Here is a 22,194-nt window from a genome sequence, read left to right as displayed (position 1 = left end):
GTGGCAACCAGAAAAATCGCTTTGATCGCCGGGGTGCTCGTGCTCGTCGCCCTCTTCTGGTACTTCGACCTCTGGCGCTACCTGACGCTTGAGTCGCTGAAGGGGAACCAGGGGCGACTCCTCCACTATTATCAGGGGCATCGCTGGCAGACGGTGACGGTTTTCGTCCTTCTGTATGTGACCGTGACGGCGCTCTCCCTCCCGGGGGCGGCGGTCCTCTCCCTGGGGGCCGGGGCGATCTTCGGGACGTTTTCGGGAGCGCTCTATGCGGTCCTCTCCGCTACGACAGGAGCGACGCTCGCCTTTCTCGTCTCGCGCTACCTCCTGCGCGACGCAGTGCTGCACCGCTTCGGGGGGAGGCTGGAGGGGATCAACAAGGAGCTGGAGGCGCGCGGGGGGAACTACCTCCTCTTCCTGCGGCTGGTACCTCTATTCCCCTTTTTCCTGGTGAACCTCGCCGCAGGGGTGACGCGGCTGCCGTTGAAGATCTTCGTACTGGTGACGCTGGTGGGAATCATTCCGGGGGGGCTCGTGTACTGCAATGCCGGTGCGAGCCTCGCCACTGTGGAGAGTATCGGCGGGATTCTGTCGGGGCGGGTGCTTCTCTCTTTCGTGCTGCTGGGGCTCTTCGCGCTCGCCCCGGCGATCTTTTTCCGGCGTCGCTAGCGGGACGCGCCCGCACCGGCCGGACCAGTCGGACCAGTCGGACCAGTCGGACCAGTCGGACCAGTCGGACCAGTCGGACCAGTCGGACCAGTCGGACCGGCTATATCTACCAAAGGAGTTGCAATGGAAAACTACTACGACCCGAAGGACCTCCCCCGCTTCGCCGAGATCGGCAACGACGCGCCGGAACTGGCGCAGAAATTTTTCGACTACTATGGCTCTGTCTTTGCCGAAGGGGAGCTGTCCGAGCGGGAAAAGGCCCTCATCGCCCTCGCTGTCGCCCACACGGTGCAGTGCCCCTACTGCATCGATGCCTATACCCGCGGTTGCCTCGAAAAGGGGGCGAGTCTCGGGGAGATGACCGAGGCGCTCCATGTGGTGACCGCGATCCGCGGCGGTGCGTCGCTCGTGCACGGCATCCAGATGCGCAAAATCGCCGAGAAGCTCTCCCTCTAGGTCTCCACTCATGCCCGATAAAATCGTGAAACAGGATCCCCCTGAGACTTTCGCGCAGACTCTGGTCCGGCACGGGGTGGAACTCACCCGAGACCGGACGGTGACGCTGCAGGTAAACACCGGCCGCCTCTGCTCCCTTTCCTGCCGCCACTGCCACCTGGAGGCGGGGCCCGGGCGGGGCGAGACGATGACGCGCGAAACCATGGACTCGGTCATCGATGCCGCCCGGCGCCTTCCCTTTGCGTCGATCGACATCACCGGGGGAGCGCCGGAGCTCGTGCCGGACCTCGAATACCTGCTGCGCGGGGTGGCCCCTCTCGCGCCGCGGGTGGTGGTGCGGACGAACCTCGTCTCCCTGGACGAGCGCCTCGCCCGCCTCTACCGGGAGCTTCGCGTAGTCCTTGTGGCCTCCTTCCCGGCGCTCAACGCCGGACAGACTTCCGCGCAGCGCGGTGAGGGGGTGTGGGAGAAGTCGATCGAGGCGCTGAAGCTCCTCAATTCCGTTGGCTATGGTGTCCCGGGGGAAGGGGTGGAACTCGATCTGGTGAGCAACCCGAGCGGCGCGTTCCTTCCCGCAGCGCAGGCCGGATCGGAGAAGAGATTCCGGGCGGAGCTCTCGCGCCGCTACGGGGTCTCCTTTGACAACCTCTTCTGCTTTGCCAACGTGCCGCTCGGTCGCTTTCTGGCGTGGCTGGAAAAGTCGGGGAATCTGGAAGGGTACCGGGAGAAGCTGGCGGCCGGGTTCAATCCGTGCGCGGTGGCGGGGCTTATGTGTCGCTCGCAGCTCTCGGTCGACTGGGACGGAGCTCTCTACGACTGCGACTTCCACCTCGCCGCCGGCATCCCCTTCGGCGGAGGGGTCGCCAACATCCGGGAGCTTCAAGAGCTCCCGGCGCCGGGGACGCCGATCCCGACCGCGCAATACTGCTTCGCCTGCACGGTCGGCTCGGGCTTCACCTGAGGGGGGAGCATCGCGGCCTAGGTAGGCTGCTTTTGTATCGTCGGCGTCGCCGCGGGACGATCGGGATCGAAGAGTGGGAGCGGCTGCACCCCCTGGTGGAGAAACCAGCGATCCAGGAGGAGTCGGCGGGTCAGCCATTTGCTGGAAAAAAGGAGTGCGCCGCCGTAGTGGCGCAGCCACGCGGGGGTGGCGGCGTTTCCTGCGCTCCCCCCGAACCGCGCTGCAAGGTGCGCGGCGTACGGTTCCAGATTCTTCTGCCGATAGTCTCCGTGCGCTGCCACGATGGTGTGCACCGCCATGATGGCGGACTCGATCGCCGGCAGTATCCCCTCGCCGCTTTCCGGATAGGCGAGTCCCGCGGCATCGCCGATAAGGAGCGCCGCGTCCCCCACCACCCGCCGCGCCCCGGGGTTGCCGTAGGGGAGGTAGGCGTGCCCCTTGAAGCGGTGCGGGATCTCCCCGATCCCCCCGCGCTCCTGCAAAAAGGCGCAGAACTCCGCCATGCGGCGCGGTAGCTCCTTCGTTTCCCTGCTCCCCAGACCTATGTTGAGATAGCGCCCCTTGCGCAGTATCCAGCCGTAACCCTGCAGGTCCTCGGTGAAAAAGAGTGCCGGGACACCGGCCGGGATGCCGCACCTTTCGACCTCCTCCTCGGTGAGGCAGAACTCGCACCCCTGCGCCGCGATCGCCTTTTCGGTGCTTCCCCGTGCGCCGAGGGCACGCGAGACGGGGCAGTAATGACCTCCGGCCCCGATCAGGAGGCCCGCCTTGATGTTGCCGTTCACCAGCCAGCCGTCCGCGACCCGCTCCACCGTGCGGACCGGTTCTCCCAGCCGGTGCCTGGCCGCGCTGCGCACCAGGAGGTAGTGGTCGAATTCCCATCTCCTGATCCCGTAACTCACGGGGTTCGGATAGCTCGTGACGATCTCTTTACCTCCGATCGTCGCCGTCCTGAATTCCCTTATCTCCTGCAGTACCCGCCCTCTGCAGTACCCTTCCGGGTCGATCTCCAGCGCCTCCAGCACGGCCGGTGTGATCCATCCGGCGCACAGCTTCTCGCGAGGGAACTCGGCGCGGTCCATGAGGAGGACGTCCAGTCCCCCCCGTTTCAGGAGCCTCGCGCAGGTCGACCCCGCGGGACCGGCTCCTACGATGAGCACTTCACATCTGGTCATAGCGGCTCTCTCCCCCTGTCGTCCCCCCTGCGGGTCCAGGGGATGCCGTTGTTGTCGAAACGGGAAAAGACGACCTGGAATAGCTGCAGGTTGCCGGCCCTGAAGTTGGCGATGGCACCGCAAAGATAGAGGCGCCACGCCCTCAGGAAGGCATCGTCGAAGAGTTCCTCCACCTGCTGCCGGTGCGACTCGAAGCGCTCCAGCCACTCCTCGCAGGTGCGGGCGTAATGGAGGCGCAGGTTCTCCACGTCGAGGATGCTGAAGCTGTACGGCTCGAAGATCGCCGCCATCTCCTTAAGGGTCGGAGGGTAGCTTCCCGGGAAGATCCGCTTTTCCATCCAGCCGCTCATCGATTCGGGGACGTTTTGTCCTATGCTGTGGATCAGTCCGAGTCCGGTGTCGGACAGGGTGCGGTTGATGACCTCTCCCAGCTTCCGGTAGTGGCTGGGACCGACATGCTCCAGCATCCCGACGGAGACGAAGGCATCGCACTCTCCGGTGATGTTGCGGTAGTCGTCCTCGATGAATTCCACACCGGTTATCGACTCCGCGTCCGCTCGCTTCCTGGCGTAGGCGATCTGCTCCCGCGAGATGTTGAAGGCGCGAACCTTCACGCCGTAATGCTTCGCCATGTAGCGGGCGAGCCCCCCCCAGCCGCACCCGGCCTCGATGACCCGGTCCCCCTCCTTCAGGCGCAGCTTGCGGCAGACAAGCTCCATCTTGGCGATCTGCGCCTCCTCGAGGGTGGCATCGGGGGCAGGGTAGTAGGCGCAGGTGTAAAGCATCTCCTTGTCGAGCCACAGCCGGTAGAAGTCGTTGCCGATGTCGTAGTGGTGGTGGATGTTGCGGCGCGAGTCGGAGAGGGAGTTGACATTTCTCTGCAGCCAGTGGGCGACCGGGCGGGAGCGGCGGCAGGTCCTCCCCGGGCGCATCATCCCCCGGTACACTGCCTCCAGGAAGTTGACCACACCCCCTTCGATCTCGATGTTCCCTGCGCTGTAGTCGTCCCCGAAGTTGAGGAGAGGGTTTGCCATGAGGCGAAGGAGGGTGGCGCGGTTGCGGATCACCATGCCGACCCGTCCCGCCCCGGGATGGGAGATGTCGCTGCCGTCCCAGAGGACGCTGCGGATCGCGGGGTTCCCTATCCCCTTCAGAAAGAGGGAGAGTATCCACCTGTCGATCGGATAGACCGGTCCGGGGTCACCGACTGTGGACCGGAAGAGTGCCTTCGGTCTGACTGCACTGGCCCGCATCTCGCTCATACCGCCCCCCGGACTTCTTCATGACATTGTTAGAGCACATGAAGATTTTGTGGGGTGATCTGGAAATGTCAAGCGCTCAAATGGCGGCCCGTGCGGGTTTGCGGGCGTTTTCGGTGGACCGAACCGGAAGCAGAAGCGGGAAAAGCTGAACATCCACCGCAAAGACGCAAAGGGCGCAAAGGAAACCACGCAAAGGAAAGTCTTTTCCGGGGCAGGGCAAGGGACGCAGGCGAGATCGAAGTGACCGGCGTTTCCTCGCAGAGCAGGAGCTCAGGGCGTCCCCTCCCTTTCAAGGGGAGGGACAGGGCGGGGATGGGGTAGAGGCTGGTTCAAGTGGTCATCGATAAGGAGGCGAAGGCAAATCCCCCCTGCCCCCCCTTCGCAAAGGGGGGAACGTCAGGCGTTCTGCAGTGCTTCGTGGCAATGTACCCACGCTCCTCCGGAATTTCCGGAAGGAGCTCAGGCGTCCCCTCCCTTTCACGAGGGATGTGCTGCCGAGGGCTTCGCTTCTTTCCATCTCGCCCCGCAGTAACGGGTTCGTCAGCGCAGCGTTTGTGCGATGAGCGGGTTTACCAGCTGCGGGTGGGTGAAGGGGGCGAGGTGGCCTGCGGGCACCTTGTGCAGCGTGCAGTGCGGGAGAGTCCGGGAGAGCACCTCGGTGACAAAGAGGGCAGGGGGACGGCTCCTTTCCCCTACGATCAGGTGCACCGGGAGCTGCAGCCGGCGGTAATCCTCCACCGTTATGGCGGTGCGGGTAATAGCCTGGAAGTCGAGCCGCAACTTCGGTGTTCGCGCGGCGAAATCTTCCTTCAGCCGCGCCGGATACGCAGCAAAGGTGCCGGGTCCCCCCCAGTAATCGAGAAAGGTCTCGGCGGCCAGCTCCGGCTTCCCCTGCGCCCCGAGCCGCTCCAGCGTCTGCGCCATCTGCAGCACCGTCGACAGCTGCGGCTCGGCGAGGTCCAGCAGATGAAATGCCACAGGCTCGAATGCGCAGACGCTTCGTACGCTCTCGGGATAGTAGTGGCAAAAGGAGAGGGCGACGGCGCCGCCGTAGGAGTGGCCAACGAGGTGAAAGACCGCGCCGGCTGGCAGCTCCCGCTCCAGTACCTCGCGCACGAGCTCCACTTCGTCTCGCAGGGAAAAGGCCGCCTTATCCGGCGGGAAGGGGGTCTCGCCGTAGCCGTAGAGGTCGACCGCGATGACCCGGTAGCGCCCGGCAAGGAGGGGGATCAACCCCTTCCACTGGTTTTTGGAGCTCAGCGAGGAGTGCAGGAGAACGACCGCGTCTCCGTCGCCGGTGCAGAGGTATCCTGGAGTGATCGGGGGCATCGGTTCATCCTTTCCGTGCAGGTGATGGCGCAAGAAGATACCTTCCTCCCGGCGCGGAGGTCAAGGAGTACCTTCAGCCGCAGGAATGGGAGGGGGAATGGCGCGAAGGTACGCGGGCCGCGTGTTTCCTTGACACCCGTCTCTCCGGCAGTGTATGAAAGATAGATACAAGCCACACGCTGGGGGAGCTGATGAGCAAAGACAAGGATGAACGCAAAAGGTCGCACCTGCGGCTCGTGGTGAACAACACCGAGAGAAGCGGCAGACCTCCCGGGGGAGAGCAGGAGTTCATCCCGCTGGAGGAGCTGATCGCCCGCAGGGACGACTTCCGCCCCGCCTTCTACCGCGGCATGCCCCGCTGGCAGGCGAAGGGGTACGCCACCCTGGAGCGCTTTCTCACCGCCCGCACCGCGCCGTACGGGATGGACCCGGTGCACGGCAGGGTAATGGTACTCCCCGCTGCCGTCGTCTCACGGGAGTCCCAGGAGTACGGCTCCCCCCAGGACGAGGTGCTCCTCAGCATCACCGAGGACGCCACCGGCTCCGGCGGCTTATGCTTCTCCATGGAGATGATCCTGCCGTACTTCAACGAGGACGACTCCGTTATGGAGGAGGCGCTTCTCTTCGCCCCGGTCCTGCAGTACGGCGCCCTCTTTCTGGAGGAGAACCCCCACGACGGGCTCCTCGACCTGATCTACAAGCTCGCGGTACCGCTGTACCCTCCCGCCTTTACCTTCCGGCTCGCCGACAGGATGTTCAACATCTTCTCCGCCGAGCTGAAGCAGACCTTCCACGCTCTCTCGGATTACCCGCAGGGATAACTGCACGGCGCCCACGGCACTCCGGGGCGCATCGAGCTTATAGTCGCGGGGAAATCTCTTTCAGTCTGGCGAAATACTGCATTAAGGGATTGTAATGCACTCTTAATTGTATTCCTTCCCAAAGATGAAAATCTTCTCTAACAGTCAAAGCGTTAGAAAGTTTTTTCGCTCTGAAGCTGTTCTTCAGACAGCATCAGCCAACCTGCCAGAAAACCCCGATTTTTGTTGAAAACATTTTCTGATTCTGGTAAATACAGTGCCGATTTAATACCTCTCAGCTCGCTCCAACTGTGACGCTTCGAGCCATTGAGGCTGTTCTTTCTCCGCCTCCACCGCTGACACAGGCGCGATTGGCCGTGAAAGTCTCAGCCCTTGTAGTCGATTTTTCAGGAGGGTACCTCGTCCCACCATGCGCCGGGGCCCGCCTCTTCTTCAGTTTCATCTCCGGGTCATTCCAGGAGCGCAGACCGTACGGTCCGCGGCTCTTCTCACTCTTTGCCTGGGCAGGGTGCCATCCATGAAGACATTTCGTACTCTTTTCACCGTGCTTGCCTGGCTCTCCCCCCTTTGCGCCCACCCCGCCTTTGCCGGCGGGTGTGTCACCTCTACCTGTCACCCCGACATCGCCGCCTTCAAGAAGCTGCACTCCCCCGTGAAGGACGGGGACTGCACCTCGTGCCACGTGCAGCGCGTGAAGGAGCACCCGTTGAAGGGGGGTAAGAGCTTCGAGCTCGCGGCGAAGGGCGCCTCTCTCTGCTCCAGCTGCCACGACGGGATGGTGAAGAAAAAGTTCGTCCACGTTCCGGTGAAGGAGGGGGAGTGCCTTTCCTGCCACAACCCCCACGGCGCGGCCGAGCGCTACCTCATGGATGTGGGGGACGACAAGACCGCGCTCTGTCTGAACTGCCACGACGAGGCGCCTTTCAAGGAAAAGTGGATGCACGGTCCGGCCGCCGTCGGCTCCTGCACCGAGTGCCACGACCCGCATGACGCCGCTGAGAAGAAGCTCCTGAAAGGGAGCGTGCGCGACCTCTGCCTCAAATGCCATGCGGACTTCTCCCATACCCTCAAAGGGGCGCCGGTGACGCATCCTCCGGTGAAGGAAGGACCGTGCACCGCCTGCCACAACCCCCACGGCACCCCCGTCTCCATGTTCCTGAACGACAAGATGCCGGATCTCTGCGTCGGCTGCCACAAGGGGATCGGGAAGAAAGCGGAGGAGGCGAAGGTCCCCCACAAGCCGCTGAAGAAGGAAGGTGGCTGCAGCAACTGCCACTCCAGCCACTACTCCAACGCAAAGGGGCTTCTCGCCCAGGACGAGAAGAGCACCTGCCTCAACTGCCACGGCACCGACACCCTCGGGAAGCCGCCGCTGCGCAACATCAAGAAGGAAATCGCCGGGAAGAAGTACGTGCACGGCCCGATCCAGAAGGGGCAGTGCAAGGCGTGCCACGACCCGCACGGCTCGGACAACTTCCGCATGCTGATCGGCGGCTACCCCGAGCCTCTCTACGTCCCGTACAAGGCGGGGAGCTACGACGTGTGCCTGAAGTGCCACGAGAAGAACATGCTCTCCTACCCTGACACGACGATCTACACCAAGTTCCGCAACGGCAACCGCAACCTCCACTACGTGCACGTCTCCAACGTGCGCAAAGGGCGCACCTGCAGGGTCTGCCACGCCGCGCACGCCAGCAACGGCGAGAGGCTTCTCCACGTGGAGGGGATGACCTTCGGGGAGTGGAAGATCCCCATCAACTTCAAGATCACCCCCAACGGCGGCAGCTGCGCCCCGGGGTGCCATCGTGCCTTTGTCTACGACCGCGTCACGCCGCAGGACTACAGGAAGTAAGCGGGCGCCGGCTACCCCCGGAGCCGCGGCAGGAACGAGCTTTATTTGCGCCGGCAACTGGACCGGTGCTTGATTGACGTTTTCACCAGCAATCACAGCAGGACCAAAGCAAGGAGAAATATCGATGGTAGTGAGGCGCACGGGTAGGATTCACGGTAAGGCACTGGTCATGTTTCCGCTGCTGGCCCTTCTTCTGGCGGGGTGTGCAGGGCAAAAGAAAGCCCAGACAGGGCCGATATTCTTTCCGCCGGAACCGAATCCGCCGAGGATCCAGTATCTGAAGGGGATCAACGGCTCGAAGGACATCGTGAAGGAGAAGCTCGGCTTCTCGGTCGTCTCCCTGGGCAAGGAAGAAGAGGATGTGGTAAAGAACATCGCCAAGCCGTACGGTATCACCGCGGAGAAGGGGAAACTCTACGTGGTCGATACGATCCTCAACGAGGTCTACATCGCGGACGTCGCCGCCCAGAGCTTCGTCAGCCTCCCCGGCAACAAGGGGCAGGGGAAGATGAAAAAGCCGATCAACATCGCGGTGGCGAAAGACGGCAACGTCTTCGTGGCTGACACCTTCCGCAAAGAGATCCTCATGTACGACGTCAACGGCAACTTCGTCCAGGGGTTCGGGAAGGATCTGGACATGAAGCCGGTGGACTGCGTCGTCGACGACGAGAACATCTACGCCCTCGACTTCAGCCACAACGACATCAAGGTCATCAGCCGCGCAACGGGGGAACTCGCCCGCACCATCGGAAAGAGCACCGAGACGGAGCAGGGGCTCTCCATGCCGACGAACCTGACCCTCGACTCCAAAGGGTTCATCTACGTCACGAACACCGGCAGCGGCAGGGTGATCAAGCTCGACCGCGACGGTCACATCGTCTCCTCCTTCGGCAAGATGGGCGACGCCTTCTCCGAGTTCGGCCGCCCGAGGGGGATCGCGGTGGACGACGCCGGGCGCATCTACGTCGCCGACGCCTCGCACCAGAACATCCAGATCTTCAACGACAAGGGACGCCTCCTCATGTTCTTCGGCGACCCGGGGCTCGTGGAGGGTTCCCTCAACCTCCCCGCCGGCGTGACCACCACGAAGGAGAACCTGGAGTACTACCAGAAGCTCGCCGATCCGAACTTCGTCCTGGAGAACGTGATCTTCGTGACGAACCAGTTCGGGCCGGTGAAGGTCGCGGTGTACGGCCTTGGCCACATGAAGGGGCAGAAGGTGATCGGCAACTACGGCGAAGGTGCCGAGCAGCCGAAGAAGGCGGCGCCGAAAGCTTCCGAGACTTCGCAGAAGTAGGTCGGCGGCACCCCGGCGCAGAGCCGGGAGGAGCACAGAAAGAGAACCGTCGGGCGCGCCGTGTGGCGCATCCGGCCTGAAGGCAGGTCAATGCGGAGAGCCCCTTCCCGTCCGGGGAGGGGCTCGAGGCGCGTAGGCACTTCTTTTCCACCCAAGGGAATTATGGGACTGCACATCAAACACATCCCCCTAGCGCTCCTCCTCGCCCTTTCCCTGGCGGGGTGCGACCCGGTGAACCGGCACATGGTGCTGTCGACGATCTTCGACGGCGTGCCGACCCTGCCGGAGCCCGCGCAGCTGTGCGTCGAGTACAACGACAAGAGGGTGGATGAGTTGCGCGACCAGCTGGCGGGAAAGACGGTGGCAAAGGACGCGGCTCCGGGGGAGGAGTCGGTGCACCGCCCGTACGGCGAGAAGAAGTGCGACGACTGCCACGACAAGAGCAAGGATTCCGGCCTCGTGCGCCCCGCGAACGAGCTTTGCCTCATGTGCCACAAGAACTTTTTCAAGGGAGCCTACCAGCACGGTCCCGCCGCGGTCGGCGACTGTCTCGCCTGTCACGTGCCGCACAACTCGCCGGACGGGCCGCTTTTAAAGATGTCGCGCACGAAGGTGTGCGATTCCTGCCACAAAGAACCGAGAGCAGCGCTCGCGCTGCACGATAAAGTTGCCGAGCGGAAAATGGCCTGCGTCGAATGCCACAATCCTCACGACGGGAACTCTCCATTCTTTCTGAAGTGATCGGTATGAGCAAGCGACGTCCCATCTTACTATGCGCAGGCCTCCTCACGGTGGCCGGAACGGCGCAGGCGCAGGTCACGAGCCTCATCTCGCTGACGAACTTCCAGCAGGCGGTCGATCTCTCCTATCGGGGCGACGCAAGCCAGGGGTCCGTCGGCTCCACGACCGACCACAGCCTGCAGGAGGACTACCGCCTCACCTTCGACTACGCGGTGTACCGGGCCCGCCTGCTGCACGGGCAGATCACCCTCGATCTGCAGGGTGACCAGAAGCTCTTCAGCGGCTCGGGGAACTCCAGTGGCATCTCCTCCGGCCTGAGCTTTCTCTACGACATAAGCGGCGTCTTCCTCGACCGCTTCCCGACGCCGGTGACCTTCACCGTCTCCTCCAGCATAAGCGAGGTGCCGAGGGACTTCGCCAGCAGCTACGAGCAAAAGAGGGACACCTACGGCGTCGCGGCCTCCATCAACAACGACTACATTCCGGTGGCGATGAGCTTCACGAGGACCACCACCGAGACGAGCGGTCTGGAGACGGACCGGGGCCAGACAAGCGACACCGTTTCTCTCGGCGCTTCCCACACCTATAAGCAGCTGAGCCAGACGCAGTTCACCGTCATCAACACCACGCAGCACCTGGACGGAACCGACGCCATCTCGTCCGAGGACACAGGAGACCTGGAGCTCACTCTCAACAACACCCTCACCTTCGGGAAGAAGGAATTGAACCGCGCCCTGTACACGAGGCTGCGTATCACCGACCAGACCGGTGCGAACCAGTCCCGCTCCACGGAGCTCGGTGAATCGCTCACCTGGGACCTCGGTAAGGCGCTCAGCTCCGGGGCCGACTATACGCTCAGCGACAGGCAGGTAGTGAACCAGAGCCAGCAGCTGCACCGCGGACGCCTGTGGCTGCAGCACCGTCTTTTCCGCAGCGTCACCACGAGGCTCAACCTGGAGGGGAGCGAGAACTTCCTCGGGTCCGGGAAGGAGGAGAACCTCTCCGGCGGCATCACCATGGCCTACTTCAAGGTGCTCCCCGCCGAGAGCTCGATCCAGCTCACCGGGCACAAGCAGTACGGCGTGACCTCCAGCCACCTTACCGACTCCAGCATTGTCGTCTCCAAGGAGGCGCACCAGGTCAACCCGAACGAGCCGTTGATCCTTTCCAGCATGAACGTCGTGCCGGAGAGCATCATCGTGGAGAACGCGGACCCGATCGCGCGCGCCATCCCGTACGTGGTGAACAAGGACTACGAGGTGAGGCAGTACGGGCCGCAGACCGAGATCTACTTCCTCCTCCCCGGCTCAGAGATCAAGGCGACGGATCGTCTCCTCATCACCTACAGCGTGCTGGTGAACACCGACATCTCCTACTCGAGCTCCTCGCAGGGGGTGGGCTCCGACCTCAACCTTTTCGACAACAGCTACCGCATCTTTGCGAGCTGGGACTCCACCGACCAGAGCCTCCTCTCCGGCAGGGCAGACACCGTTAACCTCACCAGCACCGAGGCGTACCGCTTCGGGGTGCAGAAAAGGCTCGACAGGGGGCAGGTGACGGCGGAGTACTCGGTGACGAAGTCGGACGTGGACAAGAACCAGTCGATCAGCGGCTCGTACCAGTACAGCGGCGTCTTCGCCCAGGGGACCCTCTCCTTCAACGCGAACGACCGCTACATCATGACAGAGGGGAAGTCGGGTACCACGGGCACCACCAACTCCCGCAGCGAAAACGTCCTCACCGCCGGCGGCACCTACACCCGAACGCTGGACAGCGGAGCGGTCCTTACCGCGACCGCGAACTACCTGAACAACAGGGGGTTCATCGACAGCGACAACCTCTCCTTTGGTCTGGGGCTCCGCTGGAGCCTGCGCAAGCTGACGATGTCGCTCCTTAGCCAGGCGAACTTCCGCTACACCCAGGGGTCGATGAGCACCGACCAGCACCTGCAGCTGCGGCTGTCGAGGTACTTCTAGTGACCGGAAGAGAGATGAGACCGCATACGCCGAAGCGCAGGCACCGGATCTTTGCCGGAGCGCTCCTTCTTTTGACCGTCCTCTCCTGCCTTGCCGGATGCGCTAGCGCGCCGGTAGCGGAGAGGTCCCAGTCCCCGGAGCTGCTGTGGCCCCCGCCTCCGAGCCAGGCCCGCATCGCCTGGGTAAGGGAGATCTCCGACTATCGCAGCGTGGGGATCAGCAAGGGGTTCTGGAGCCGGGTCGTGGAGGTGCTGGTGGGGGAGGAAACGGAGTCCCGCATCGGCAAGCCGTACGGGGTGTATGCAGATCCCGACCGCATCTTCATCGTCGACGTGGGGCGCGCCTGCGTGCACCTGCTGGACATGAAGCACAAGAAGTACAGCGTCATCGGGGAAGGGAAGGATGCGGTCCTGCGCTCGCCGATCGGGGTCACGGAGGACGATCGCGGCAACGTGTACATCACCGATTCCGGCTCCGGGCTCATCTACCGCTACAACCTGGAGGAGAAGAAGCTTCGCCCCTTCACCCCCTTCAAGATCGGCCGCCCGACCGGGATCGCCTTCAGCAGGAAGAACCGCCACCTCTACGTCTCGGACACGCTGAACCACCGCGTGCTCGTCCTCGATCTGGGGGGGACGTACGTGTCGCATATCGGGGAGCGGGGGCACCTCCCCGGGCAGCTCAATTTCCCCACCGACCTCTTCGTGGACAAGGAAGGGGAGGTGTACGTGACGGACGCGCTCAACTCGCGGGTCCAGATCTTCTCCCCCGAGGGGGCGCTTCTCAAGTACTTCGGGAAGGCTGGGGACACCTCCGGTTACATGTCAAAGCCGAAGGGGGTGGCGGTGGACAGCGACGGGCACATCTACGTCGCGGACGCCATGTTCAGCGCCGTGCAGATCTTCGACCGCTCGGGGCGCACCCTCCTCGATTTCGGTCAGCACGGCACGCGCCCCGGGGAGTTCTGGATGCCCTCGGGGATCTATATCGACAAGGACGACTACATCTACGTTGCGGACTCGTACAACAGGCGGGTCCAGGTCTTCAGGTATCTGAAGGAGAACGCGGCTGAGCCGAAGAAGTAACTACAGCAACTGACGTCCCTTCCCCCGGAGCGGGGGGAGAAGGATGCCCCCAATTCTCGAGGTTTTGAGATGCGTCATCGCAGAGCCATTTTCATAGTACCGATCATCCTTGCAGCGCTGGGGCTTGCTGCGGGAGAGTTGCGTGCCTCCACACAAGGGGTGCACATAGTAAACACTCCGCACAACCTCTCCAAGAGCGGGACGGGTACCCCCAACGTTACCGCCGCGAGCGACGAAGACCGCGTCTGCGTCTTTTGCCACACGCCGCACAACTCCTCGCTGGAGGGGCCGCTGTGGAGCCGCAAGTCGAACATCAGCATGTACACGCTGTACAAGTCCCCGACCATAAAGAGCCTGCCGGAGCAGCCGCAGGGGGTTTCTCGGCTCTGTCTCAGCTGCCACGACGGCACCGTCGCGCTCGGCCTTCTCCTGCACAATTTTGAAGCCTCCTCGCTCGGCGCCATCCCGGCAGGAAGAAACACGAACTTTGGCACCGACCTCTCGAAGAGTCACCCGATCTCCATCATCTACCCGACCGATCAGGAGTTCAGCGACAAGTCCACCCTGGAGTACAAGGGGATAAAGCTCGGCTTTGATGCCTACGTGGAGTGCACCTCCTGCCACGACCCGCACAACAACCAGTACGGCAACTTCCTCGTGGAGGACACCTCCACCCGTCATGACGCCCTGTGCGTCCAGTGCCACACGAAGAGCGGCTGGGCCACCAACGAGGACGCCACCCACAGAACCGGCGGGCAGCGCTTCTCCGAAGTCAGCGGGGTTGTTAGCTCCGACGGCTGCGTCAACTGCCATAAGCCGCACTTCGCCCAGCGCGGCGTCCACCTCCTGAAGCAGGCGGACAGCTCGTCTGGAGAGGAGTCGAACTGCATCTCAACCTGCCACAAGGGGGCGTCGTACCCCGGAGGGGATGTGGCGAGCTCCTTTGCGCTCGACTACAGGCATCCGATCCAGCTCTACCCCGGCGTGCACGAGGCGAACGAGACGCTTCCCGTCCCCGAGGGGAAGAAGCACGTGCAGTGCGTGGATTGCCACAACCCGCACCAGGCAGGCTTCCAGGGGAGCCCGCTCGGCTCCACATCCCCTGCCGTGTCGCCGCCGTCGAAGGCGCCCGAGGTGAATGGACCGCTGCGCGGGGTGCGCGGTGTGACGACTTTTGGGGAGGCGATCCCGGGTGAGGGGTATGCGAGCTCCGAGTTCCAGATCTGCTTCAAGTGCCACTCGGGGGGGAGCGCGAGCTACTTCAAGAGCAACCGCAGCTCCACGCAGCGCCCGGTACGCGTTTTCTCGAGCTACGACGAGAGCGTGCGTTTCGGGGCTTCGAGCGTCTCCTTCCACCCGGTCACGAAGCTGACGACCGGCACGGGGCGCAGCCTGAAGTCGGACTACCAGAACGGGAAGATGCAGATGGTGTACTGCTCCGATTGCCACGCGCCTCACGGCTCCGTCGAGCCGTACATCCTGCGGGAGAACAATAGCGACACCTTCCCGGTCGGTGCGGCAACCTTCCCGCTCTGCTTCCGCTGCCACGACGACACCTATCTCTACGGCACCGCCGGGAGCCGGACGCTGCACGTGTCACACGTGCGCAACCACCTGACTCCCTGCGCCTCCTGTCACGACCCGCACGGCATCCCCACCTTGACGGGGGTGACGCAGAACAACGCCGCGCACCTGATGAACTTCGACACCCGCTACGCAGGCGCCGGCGCCTCGTACGACGCCGCCGGGCGAAGCTGCACCGTAGCCGGCACGTGCCACGCAGCAGGGGACAAGCGGTACTACTAGCCTCGCCGCCAGCACAAGCACCGAAATGAAAAGGGATGGAAGCCTCGCGCTTCCATCCCTTTTTTAATGCCTGCATGCCCGCGGAACCTGAGGCGCCTTGTTCCGTTGGCAAAGCAGGAGCCCGCACGTCCCCTCCCTTTCAAGGGGAGGGACAGGGTGGGGATGGGGTAGACGTTGGTGGGAGCGCCGACCCCATCCCCCTCCTGTCCTCCCCCTTGAAAGGGGAGGGACGTACTGCCGGCGGCGGCTTGATCCTGTCCTGCCTTCCCCCATCCCCCCTTACGCTTCCTCTCCACCTGCCTACCGAAGGCGAAGCCGCCATTGCGCGATTAGGCGGAGCGATTCCGCCGATTCACCGCGAGAGCGCGTAGCGGCACTCTCATTCGCGAGATCTCCTCTGTCTCGGGCCAACCAAAAAATGTGAGAAAGTCTCTAATTTACGGTTAACCAAAAACGAGCATAACCTTAATCGTGGCTTGCGAAAAATGCTCCAGAAGATGTGTTGCACCTAATACAAAGTTAACCTAAATCACCTTCTTTCTTCGCTGGAAATTCACCAGTGGCACCTGCGTTGCACAATAGGTCGTGGGCGAATCCCTGTCATTGCCCCGGAATGCGGGGCGGCAGCTGTGAAATCAAAGGGAAAGGAGGGGTAGTCGGTAGCGAAGCAGTTACTTGAAATGGCTGTCTTTGTGTATTTGCAGCACCACTCATTCAATCAAAAAAGGAGAGCTAAGTAATGAACAAGAAGACAATCTTGGCAGCAATGACTTTCGTTGCCCTGACGGGAAGCCTCGCTTTAGCCGGGCAGAAAGCTGGAACCGGGGTTCCGGGTTCCATCCACGACATGACCATCTACGGTGCAATCGGAAGCAACGACCCCGAGGCCACCCAAGGCCGCGTGTGCGCCTACTGCCACACCCCTCACCACGCCATCACCGACGGCAACGACTACCTCCCGCTCTGGTCCCACACTGTGACCAGCCAGACTTTTACTCCGTATGCTTCCGCGACCATCGACGCCAACATCGATCCGACGACGATGATGGAAGGCCCCTCCAAGCTCTGCATGAGCTGCCACGATGGTTCCGTTGCTGTTGATACCCACTACGCCTTTACCGGCGGCAAGACCCTCCAGCAGGACGACAACCTCTTCTCGACCCCGGCAGTAGGAGCAAAAGGGAACCTCTCCAACGACCACCCGATCGGCTTCATATACGACAAAATCGATGGTGGTATCGCTGACGGTCCGATTGGTGTAGGTGGTGTAGGAAATGATCCCGACATCAAAGCCGTGCACCAACCCGGCGTTGATGAGTGGGTGCGTAATAAGAAATCTACTTTTTATGGCAGCAACATCACTATCGAAGATCGTCTCTGGGCCAGCGCCAGCCAGGGCGGCAAACCGATCATGACCTGCGCCACCTGCCACGACGTCCACAACAAGAAGAACAAGGACGAGGACGGCGCAACGAATTACCTGCTGCTCGCAACCAACAAAGGGTCCGCCCTCTGCATCTCCTGCCATATCAAGTAATGGTGGAGCCTGTATCATTCGCATCTTGTAAGCGGTGATTACAGGAGGCGGAATGCAATGAAAACTTACAAAAAAGGAGAATATACATGTTGAGAAAAGTAGGGTTAATGTGTGCCCTCGTCCTCACACTACCGGCATTCGCCAACGCATGGACCTTGACGGCGAAGGTTGCGAGCGGGCTCGGGGCCGTGGCGGGTGGCGCTAGCACGATCGTGACGAGGACCGCCGACGCAAAATCGGCGGTCATCGGCTACAGGCAGGTGGCGGCAGGCGAGAACGTCCTTGTGACCGTAACCCCCGACGCATCGCCGGCGAAGCCGTACGCGATCTCCTCCATCGTTGTAGATGGCGCGATGCGGACTAAGGTCGTTAACGGTGTTACGGTTGCTGATACGACGCCGACCTTTCCGGTTCTTGCCGACGGCAAGAATCATGCGGTCGTCGCTTACTTCACTCCTGTGACCTACTCCCTTTACTTCTTCGGCACCGATGCCGGTACTGCGGCCGCTCCCAAAGGCGGGGCCGTGTACGTGCAGCGTCTTGGCGCAGGGGACAAACTGGTCGGTGGCATTATCAGCGCAAGGACCGACGGCAAAGTCGCCCTCAGCGGACTGGCAGCTGGCACCAAGGTGAGGGTGTATGCCGCCCCCAATGCCGACTACACCGTGACCAGCATCCTTGACAAAGCTCCGCTGGAGTCCACTGGCGCAAACATCAGTGGAACTGGGGTCCGGTACTACAGGGACATGATCATTTCCACAAACAACACCGAGAACGTCGTGAAGGCAAGCTTTGCGCTCGTGCCGAACATCACGCTGTCTTTTGCCGCAAGCAACCTGAACGGTGTGGAGAACCAGGAAAAGCCGATTCTCCTCACGCTTGACAGCACAACGAATGATGGCTTCGTGACCTACACCCTGAGCGACCCAAGCCTTGTTCAGACCAGGCCGTATCCGATCGCGGCCCCCAACAAGGTTGAGGTAAATTACACGCCGACCACTGCGGGTATTAAAACGATCAAGGTCGTTGCAACGACAACTCATGGCGGGAAGGCCGAGAAGACCCTCACCTTCAACATCCTCAGCGATACCGCGAATAAGAATTCTATTTGCAGTTCCTGCCACAGCAATCGCAACCCGGGCAGCGTGCTTGCTGACTCTGTTGACAGGACCTGCTCTTCCTGCCATGACCCGAACAACACCGGACACCAGGAGTGGCCGGCACTTGGCGCAGCGTCGGCAAAATTTGCCTCCAGCCGCCACTGGAACAACCACTACGAGTACGGCCCCGAGTTCCGTGATCCGGTTACCGGGATCGATGGGATCCTGAACGCAAACGAGAGCTACACAACCGAGGAGCTCAAAAAGGGCGTATGGGGTGTAGTTACCTGCAGTGTCAGGTGCCACTTCAAGAACATCACGCAGAGCGGCGTGTATGGCTGCAAAGCTTGTCACTCAGACGGTCTCAAAACGGATGGTTCGTTCAAGAACGCCTCTTCTTCCCACGGCCTGGCGAAAACCTACAACGACACCTGCACCTACTGCCACTCCGGCTCGAAGCACGGGAAAGTTCCTGCTGAGTTTTTTGCCAGCAAGCACTGGAATAGCAGCCTGGAGGTGGGCCCCGAGTTCACCGCGCAGATGAACGTTACGGTTTCCGGCCCGACCGTTACCAATCTTGGCACCCAGACTGACGGGTATCTCAACGCCAACGACAGCTACAAAACAAAAGAAAATGGGGTTGTGAAGACCTGCGCCTATCGTTGCCACTTCCGTCCGGGGATGGCTCCTGCTGACGTTACACCCCCCGCTCAGTATGTGAAGGACGGCAGAGCCCTCACCTACGTGGCGTACTCCTCGCCGTACGGCGCAGGTAAGTACAGCCGTTATGGTGGAAATGCCTGCATGGCTTGCCATGATCCCCATGGGCTGGCAGCTAACGCTCGTACGACCTGCTATACCTGCCACGCAGGCGGAAACCACGGCTGGTCCGTTGCAGCTTTTGAAAAATCCACGCACTTCACTGGCAAATACGCAATCCTTGACGGCATCGGCGGCCCGACCGGCGAAGCCTGCACCGGCTGCCACAACCCGCACTCCACCGAGGCGGTATTCGCTGCATACTCGGCAGACTCCGCCGTTGTCAAGCGCACTGTCGGTTGCCAGAAATGCCACACCCCGGGCGGGAAGTTTAGTGTCTACAGCTCCACTGGCGTGCTTGCTCGCACCCACGGCGGCGGCGCCAAGACTTCAGCAACCAGCGGCGGTGCAAACGACAACGCTAAGAACCTTCTCCCGACCGCAAGACCGCAGTATATGGCACAGGGCATGAACTGCGTTGACTGCCATGGCCACAACAACACCATGAATGCCGATTATGCTGAGAGCGGCCACGGTCACGTATCCGCAGATCCCATGAACGCATTCACCCACTACGATTGGAAAGCCCGCGAGAACGACTTCAAGCCTGGCGTCTACGGTACCCGTCACAACAGCAACTGCAACCGTTGCCACACCACCTACGGCTTCCTCACCTTCGCCAACCAGACCACCGGCCTTACCCGTCTGCAACTGAAGCTTGGTGAGACCAACGCAGTCATGGCTTGCATCACCTGTCATAAGACTGCTGAAGGTGCTCTGCGCACCGACATGATCATCCCTGATGGTAACGTCACCCTGAAGAACGGCTATGTCGCCAGGTTCGTACAGGCTGGTCAGACAGATAAGACAGTCACCTTCCCTGCATTCAAGAACTCGAACATCTGCGTTCCGTGCCACTCCGGTCGTACCACCGGCAGCGTCGTGAAGGACTACTACGCTCTCGGCAACTACACCTCCGGTCAGACCAACTTCTACCAGCATGCAGCAAACATCGGCCAGACCTTCATCGGTACCGGCGCTTACGAGTTTGCCGCCGCTAACTACATCAACCTGCCGAAGCATCACACCGGCGCTGGCATGAGCCTCAACACCGAGAAAGGGCCCTGCGCAACCTGCCACAACGCGCACAGTCTGAAGGCCGAAGTCACCGAAGCAAGCTGCATGACCCAGTACTGCCACGATTCCGGTTTCAGCAACGAGAATGTGGAGCGTGCGAAAACCAACTACAACGCAGCAGTCAAAGTCCTTACTGGCCTTGTTCAGAAAAAACTCTTCCCGCTCTTCGTGAACGCTAGCGGGACGGATACCATCTACACCGAGCGTGCAGCAGTGCGCTGGGGCCGCTTTGGCAAGGCACCCGGTGAGGCTGCTGATGCCGAAACCGCGAGCAAGGCAAATGGCGCCTGGTACAACTGGCACATCCTCACCAACGCCGATCCTGCTGCCTGGGCGCATAACCCGGCATACGCCCGTGCGATCCTGCTCGACACCATCGACTTCCTTGATGATGGCGTCAACAACGATTCCGCACGTGCAACCGTAGCAACCAGCGCGGCCACCTCTTCCCAGGAGAAACAGGACGGGAAGCTTTTCGCGGCAACCCAGGGCTGCAACGGCTGCCACTACGAGGCGCTCGTATCGAAGCACTTCGCTAACGTCTCTTCCGCTATCAAGGCTTCCTACATCACTAGCCGTAGCGAGTGCGTTGACTGCCACACGAAGACCCAGTACCACTATGCAACTCCGGCAGCTAATGCTGCCTATGCCGAGTCCGGCCACGGCGAACTCACCGCAGCCCCCTGGAATGGTCGCAACTGGGCACAGCAGAGCGAGTGCGTTGTTTGCCACACCGCTACCGGCTACAAGAAGTTTGTAGCAAGCAACTTCACCGATGCGAAAGCCTGGGCCGCAACAACTGAAGGGCCCAACGAAGTACTGTCCTGCGTGGCCTGCCACACCGACGCCGCCGGCGCACGCGTTGCCGTTCCGCAGGTTACCGCATTCTACAACGTAAGCACCGTCGACAAAGGCACCAAGCTGACGGTTAAGAGCAAAATCGCTGCACAGTTCCCGAATGTCGGCGATTCCAACCTGTGCATCACCTGCCATGCCGGCCGCGTCAATGGTGACAACCTGGCGGCAATCTCCGCCGATGCCAACGTGACAGCTTCTAACTTCGGCTTCCAGAACAGCCACTACATGGCAGCATCGGGCATCATGTACATGAAAGCAGGCTTCATCAACTTCACCACCCTGACTGCTCCGGCGCCGTCCAACCTCGAGGGGGCTGCCTTTGCCAGCACCAAGACTTACGGCAAAACCCTCCTCCCTGACAACGCCAGCACACCTGGCGGCATCGCCGGCGGTCAGAAGAGCGCACACCGCATCATCGGCACCACCCTTCTTGCACCTGCCGAGGCTGACGACAACCTCTGGATCGAGAACACCGATTACCTCAGCCAGCAAGGGCCGTGCGTGAACTGCCACATTCAGGCATACAAGCCGCACAAAGGGAATGCCTCTGCAGAGTTCAACAAAGACCATGTCGACCTCTACGCCGGTGATGTCCCTGCTAATCGTACCGGTGCAGGTCACAAGCTGACTGCACTGGATGATGAAACCATCAAACAGATCTGCCTCCCGTGCCACGCCCACACCCAAGGGCTCAACATGGAAAACTTCATGGCAGTGAAGGTCGAGCCGGCCAGAGTTCCGTATCAGGATACGCTTGAGCTGATCAAGACGATCCTGTGGAACTACGGTATCTCCTACAACTCTGCTGCACATCCGTACTTCTATGACCTCACGAAGGACCCTGCTGGCAAGACTGCGGTGACTGACTGGACGCGTGGCGGCCAGCTCACCAAGCAGCAGGCAATGAGGCTGATGGGAGCGTGCTTCAACCTCAACGTTCTCGCCCGCGATCCGGGTGCCTATGTCCATGGCCGTACCTACAGCCAGCGGCTGCAGTACGATACCATCGACTTCCTGGACGACCTGAAGATGAACTTCTCTGCTCTTGATACCGCACGTAAAGTGTGGCCCCAGAAGTTCTACGGCAACAATGCAAACACTGGCTATACCGGTACGGAGTTCCCGGTCGCCAGCGAGGGTATCCTCTGGTTGTCGGGCACGCACCCGAACAACAACGAGATTGCCCCGCCGAACACCACGGATGTCATTCGTGTGAAAGTGCGTCCGTAACCCCTGATCTGTTCATTGCAGCTGCATTTGCCCCGCCTCGAAAGAGGCGGGGTTTTTTTATGCCGTGGCCGGCCACTCTGTCTATTCAATGGAGAACATGCTGTTTTTGTGGCACAAAGCTGCTGCTTTTTGTGCTATATCTTCTT

General features: G+C 61.5%; 15 protein-coding genes. 12 read left to right on the top strand and 3 right to left on the bottom strand.

All coding sequences use genetic code 11. The features are described from left to right. The 3 genes from LPW11_RS02525 (at position 1) to arsS (ending at position 2,083) form a co-directional block, all read left to right on the top strand. Complete coding sequence (locus LPW11_RS02525; RefSeq protein WP_230996555.1) at positions 1-666, top strand: TVP38/TMEM64 family protein; 666 nt, start codon at positions 1-3, stop codon at positions 664-666. A 123-nt stretch (positions 667-789) separates the two neighbouring features. Then, the gene (locus LPW11_RS02520) at positions 790-1,122 is read left to right on the top strand and encodes an arsenosugar biosynthesis-associated peroxidase-like protein (protein WP_230996554.1); all 333 of its coding nucleotides are present in this window, start codon (positions 790-792) and stop codon (positions 1,120-1,122) included. A gap of 10 nt (positions 1,123-1,132) precedes the next feature. Then, positions 1,133-2,083, top strand: a complete 951-nt coding sequence (gene arsS / locus LPW11_RS02515) for an arsenosugar biosynthesis radical SAM (seleno)protein ArsS (protein ID WP_230996553.1) — start codon at positions 1,133-1,135, stop codon at positions 2,081-2,083. Between the two features lie 17 nt (positions 2,084-2,100). Here the strand turns inward: arsS and LPW11_RS02510 are convergent, their stop codons facing one another. From LPW11_RS02510 to LPW11_RS02500, 3 genes are all read right to left on the bottom strand, one after another. Further along, positions 2,101-3,258 (bottom strand): NAD(P)/FAD-dependent oxidoreductase, encoded by a 1,158-nt coding sequence (locus LPW11_RS02510; RefSeq protein WP_230996552.1) that lies wholly within the window; start codon positions 3,256-3,258, stop codon positions 2,101-2,103. Next, positions 3,255-4,520 carry an SAM-dependent methyltransferase gene (locus LPW11_RS02505; protein ID WP_230996551.1) on the bottom strand — a complete coding sequence of 422 codons (1,266 nt, stop codon included), beginning with the start codon at positions 4,518-4,520 and terminating at the stop codon, positions 3,255-3,257. Before LPW11_RS02505 ends, LPW11_RS02510 begins: the two co-directional genes overlap by 4 nt. Positions 4,521-5,060: 540 nt before the next feature. Continuing rightward, the gene (locus LPW11_RS02500) at positions 5,061-5,849 is read right to left on the bottom strand and encodes an alpha/beta fold hydrolase (RefSeq protein WP_230996550.1); all 789 of its coding nucleotides are present in this window, start codon (positions 5,847-5,849) and stop codon (positions 5,061-5,063) included. A 191-nt stretch (positions 5,850-6,040) separates the two neighbouring features. Between LPW11_RS02500 and LPW11_RS02495 the strand changes: the two genes are divergently transcribed. The 9 genes from LPW11_RS02495 (at position 6,041) to LPW11_RS02455 (ending at position 22,048) form a co-directional block, all read left to right on the top strand. Next, positions 6,041-6,670, top strand: a complete 630-nt coding sequence (locus LPW11_RS02495) for a hypothetical protein (RefSeq protein WP_230996549.1) — start codon at positions 6,041-6,043, stop codon at positions 6,668-6,670. Between the two features lie 517 nt (positions 6,671-7,187). Next, positions 7,188-8,522, top strand: coding sequence for a cytochrome c3 family protein (locus LPW11_RS02490; protein WP_230996548.1), 1,335 nt, complete (start codon positions 7,188-7,190; stop codon positions 8,520-8,522). A gap of 124 nt (positions 8,523-8,646) precedes the next feature. Beyond that, positions 8,647-9,819, top strand: a complete 1,173-nt coding sequence (locus tag LPW11_RS02485) for a hypothetical protein (protein WP_230996547.1) — start codon at positions 8,647-8,649, stop codon at positions 9,817-9,819. 162 nt (positions 9,820-9,981) lie between these two features. Beyond that, positions 9,982-10,560: a cytochrome c3 family protein gene (locus LPW11_RS02480; RefSeq protein WP_230996546.1), complete on the top strand. Its 579-nt coding sequence runs from the start codon at positions 9,982-9,984 to the stop codon at positions 10,558-10,560. A gap of 5 nt (positions 10,561-10,565) precedes the next feature. Continuing rightward, complete coding sequence (locus LPW11_RS02475; RefSeq protein ID WP_230996545.1) at positions 10,566-12,536, top strand: hypothetical protein; 1,971 nt, start codon at positions 10,566-10,568, stop codon at positions 12,534-12,536. Positions 12,537-12,550: 14 nt separating this feature from the next. Continuing rightward, a complete protein-coding gene (locus tag LPW11_RS02470) occupies positions 12,551-13,621 on the top strand; it encodes an SMP-30/gluconolactonase/LRE family protein (RefSeq protein ID WP_230996544.1) in 1,071 nt (356 codons plus the stop codon). 69 nt (positions 13,622-13,690) lie between these two features. Beyond that, the gene (locus tag LPW11_RS02465) at positions 13,691-15,427 is read left to right on the top strand and encodes a cytochrome c3 family protein (RefSeq protein WP_230996543.1); all 1,737 of its coding nucleotides are present in this window, start codon (positions 13,691-13,693) and stop codon (positions 15,425-15,427) included. 739 nt (positions 15,428-16,166) lie between these two features. Beyond that, positions 16,167-16,964, top strand: coding sequence for a cytochrome c3 family protein (locus LPW11_RS02460; RefSeq protein ID WP_230996542.1), 798 nt, complete (start codon positions 16,167-16,169; stop codon positions 16,962-16,964). 86 nt (positions 16,965-17,050) lie between these two features. Then, a complete protein-coding gene (locus LPW11_RS02455; protein ID WP_230996541.1) occupies positions 17,051-22,048 on the top strand; it encodes a cytochrome c3 family protein in 4,998 nt (1,665 codons plus the stop codon). Positions 22,049-22,194: the final 146 nt, after the last annotated feature.

Source organism: Geomonas sp. RF6 (assembly GCF_021044625.1).
In the GTDB taxonomy this organism is placed as follows: Bacteria; Desulfobacterota; Desulfuromonadia; order Geobacterales; family Geobacteraceae; genus RF6.
Note: the sequence above shows the minus strand (reverse complement) of the source record. Positions and strands in the feature narration are given on the sequence as shown.

Excerpts from the sequence above, each read along its gene's own strand:
- LPW11_RS02520 (WP_230996554.1), top strand. The coding sequence starts at position 790 with ATGGAAAACTACTACGACCCGAAGGACCTCCCCCGCTTCGCCGAGATC.
- arsS (WP_230996553.1), top strand. The coding sequence starts at position 1,133 with ATGCCCGATAAAATCGTGAAACAGGATCCCCCTGAGACTTTCGCGCAG.
- LPW11_RS02510 (WP_230996552.1), bottom strand. The coding sequence starts at position 3,258 with ATGACCAGATGTGAAGTGCTCATCGTAGGAGCCGGTCCCGCGGGGTCG.
- LPW11_RS02505 (WP_230996551.1), bottom strand. The coding sequence starts at position 4,520 with ATGAGCGAGATGCGGGCCAGTGCAGTCAGACCGAAGGCACTCTTCCGG.
- LPW11_RS02500 (WP_230996550.1), bottom strand. The coding sequence starts at position 5,849 with ATGCCCCCGATCACTCCAGGATACCTCTGCACCGGCGACGGAGACGCG.
- LPW11_RS02495 (WP_230996549.1), top strand. The coding sequence starts at position 6,041 with ATGAGCAAAGACAAGGATGAACGCAAAAGGTCGCACCTGCGGCTCGTG.
- LPW11_RS02490 (WP_230996548.1), top strand. The coding sequence starts at position 7,188 with ATGAAGACATTTCGTACTCTTTTCACCGTGCTTGCCTGGCTCTCCCCC.
- LPW11_RS02485 (WP_230996547.1), top strand. The coding sequence starts at position 8,647 with ATGGTAGTGAGGCGCACGGGTAGGATTCACGGTAAGGCACTGGTCATG.
- LPW11_RS02480 (WP_230996546.1), top strand. The coding sequence starts at position 9,982 with ATGGGACTGCACATCAAACACATCCCCCTAGCGCTCCTCCTCGCCCTT.
- LPW11_RS02475 (WP_230996545.1), top strand. The coding sequence starts at position 10,566 with ATGAGCAAGCGACGTCCCATCTTACTATGCGCAGGCCTCCTCACGGTG.
- LPW11_RS02470 (WP_230996544.1), top strand. The coding sequence starts at position 12,551 with ATGAGACCGCATACGCCGAAGCGCAGGCACCGGATCTTTGCCGGAGCG.
- LPW11_RS02465 (WP_230996543.1), top strand. The coding sequence starts at position 13,691 with ATGCGTCATCGCAGAGCCATTTTCATAGTACCGATCATCCTTGCAGCG.
- LPW11_RS02460 (WP_230996542.1), top strand. The coding sequence starts at position 16,167 with ATGAACAAGAAGACAATCTTGGCAGCAATGACTTTCGTTGCCCTGACG.
- LPW11_RS02455 (WP_230996541.1), top strand. The coding sequence starts at position 17,051 with ATGTTGAGAAAAGTAGGGTTAATGTGTGCCCTCGTCCTCACACTACCG.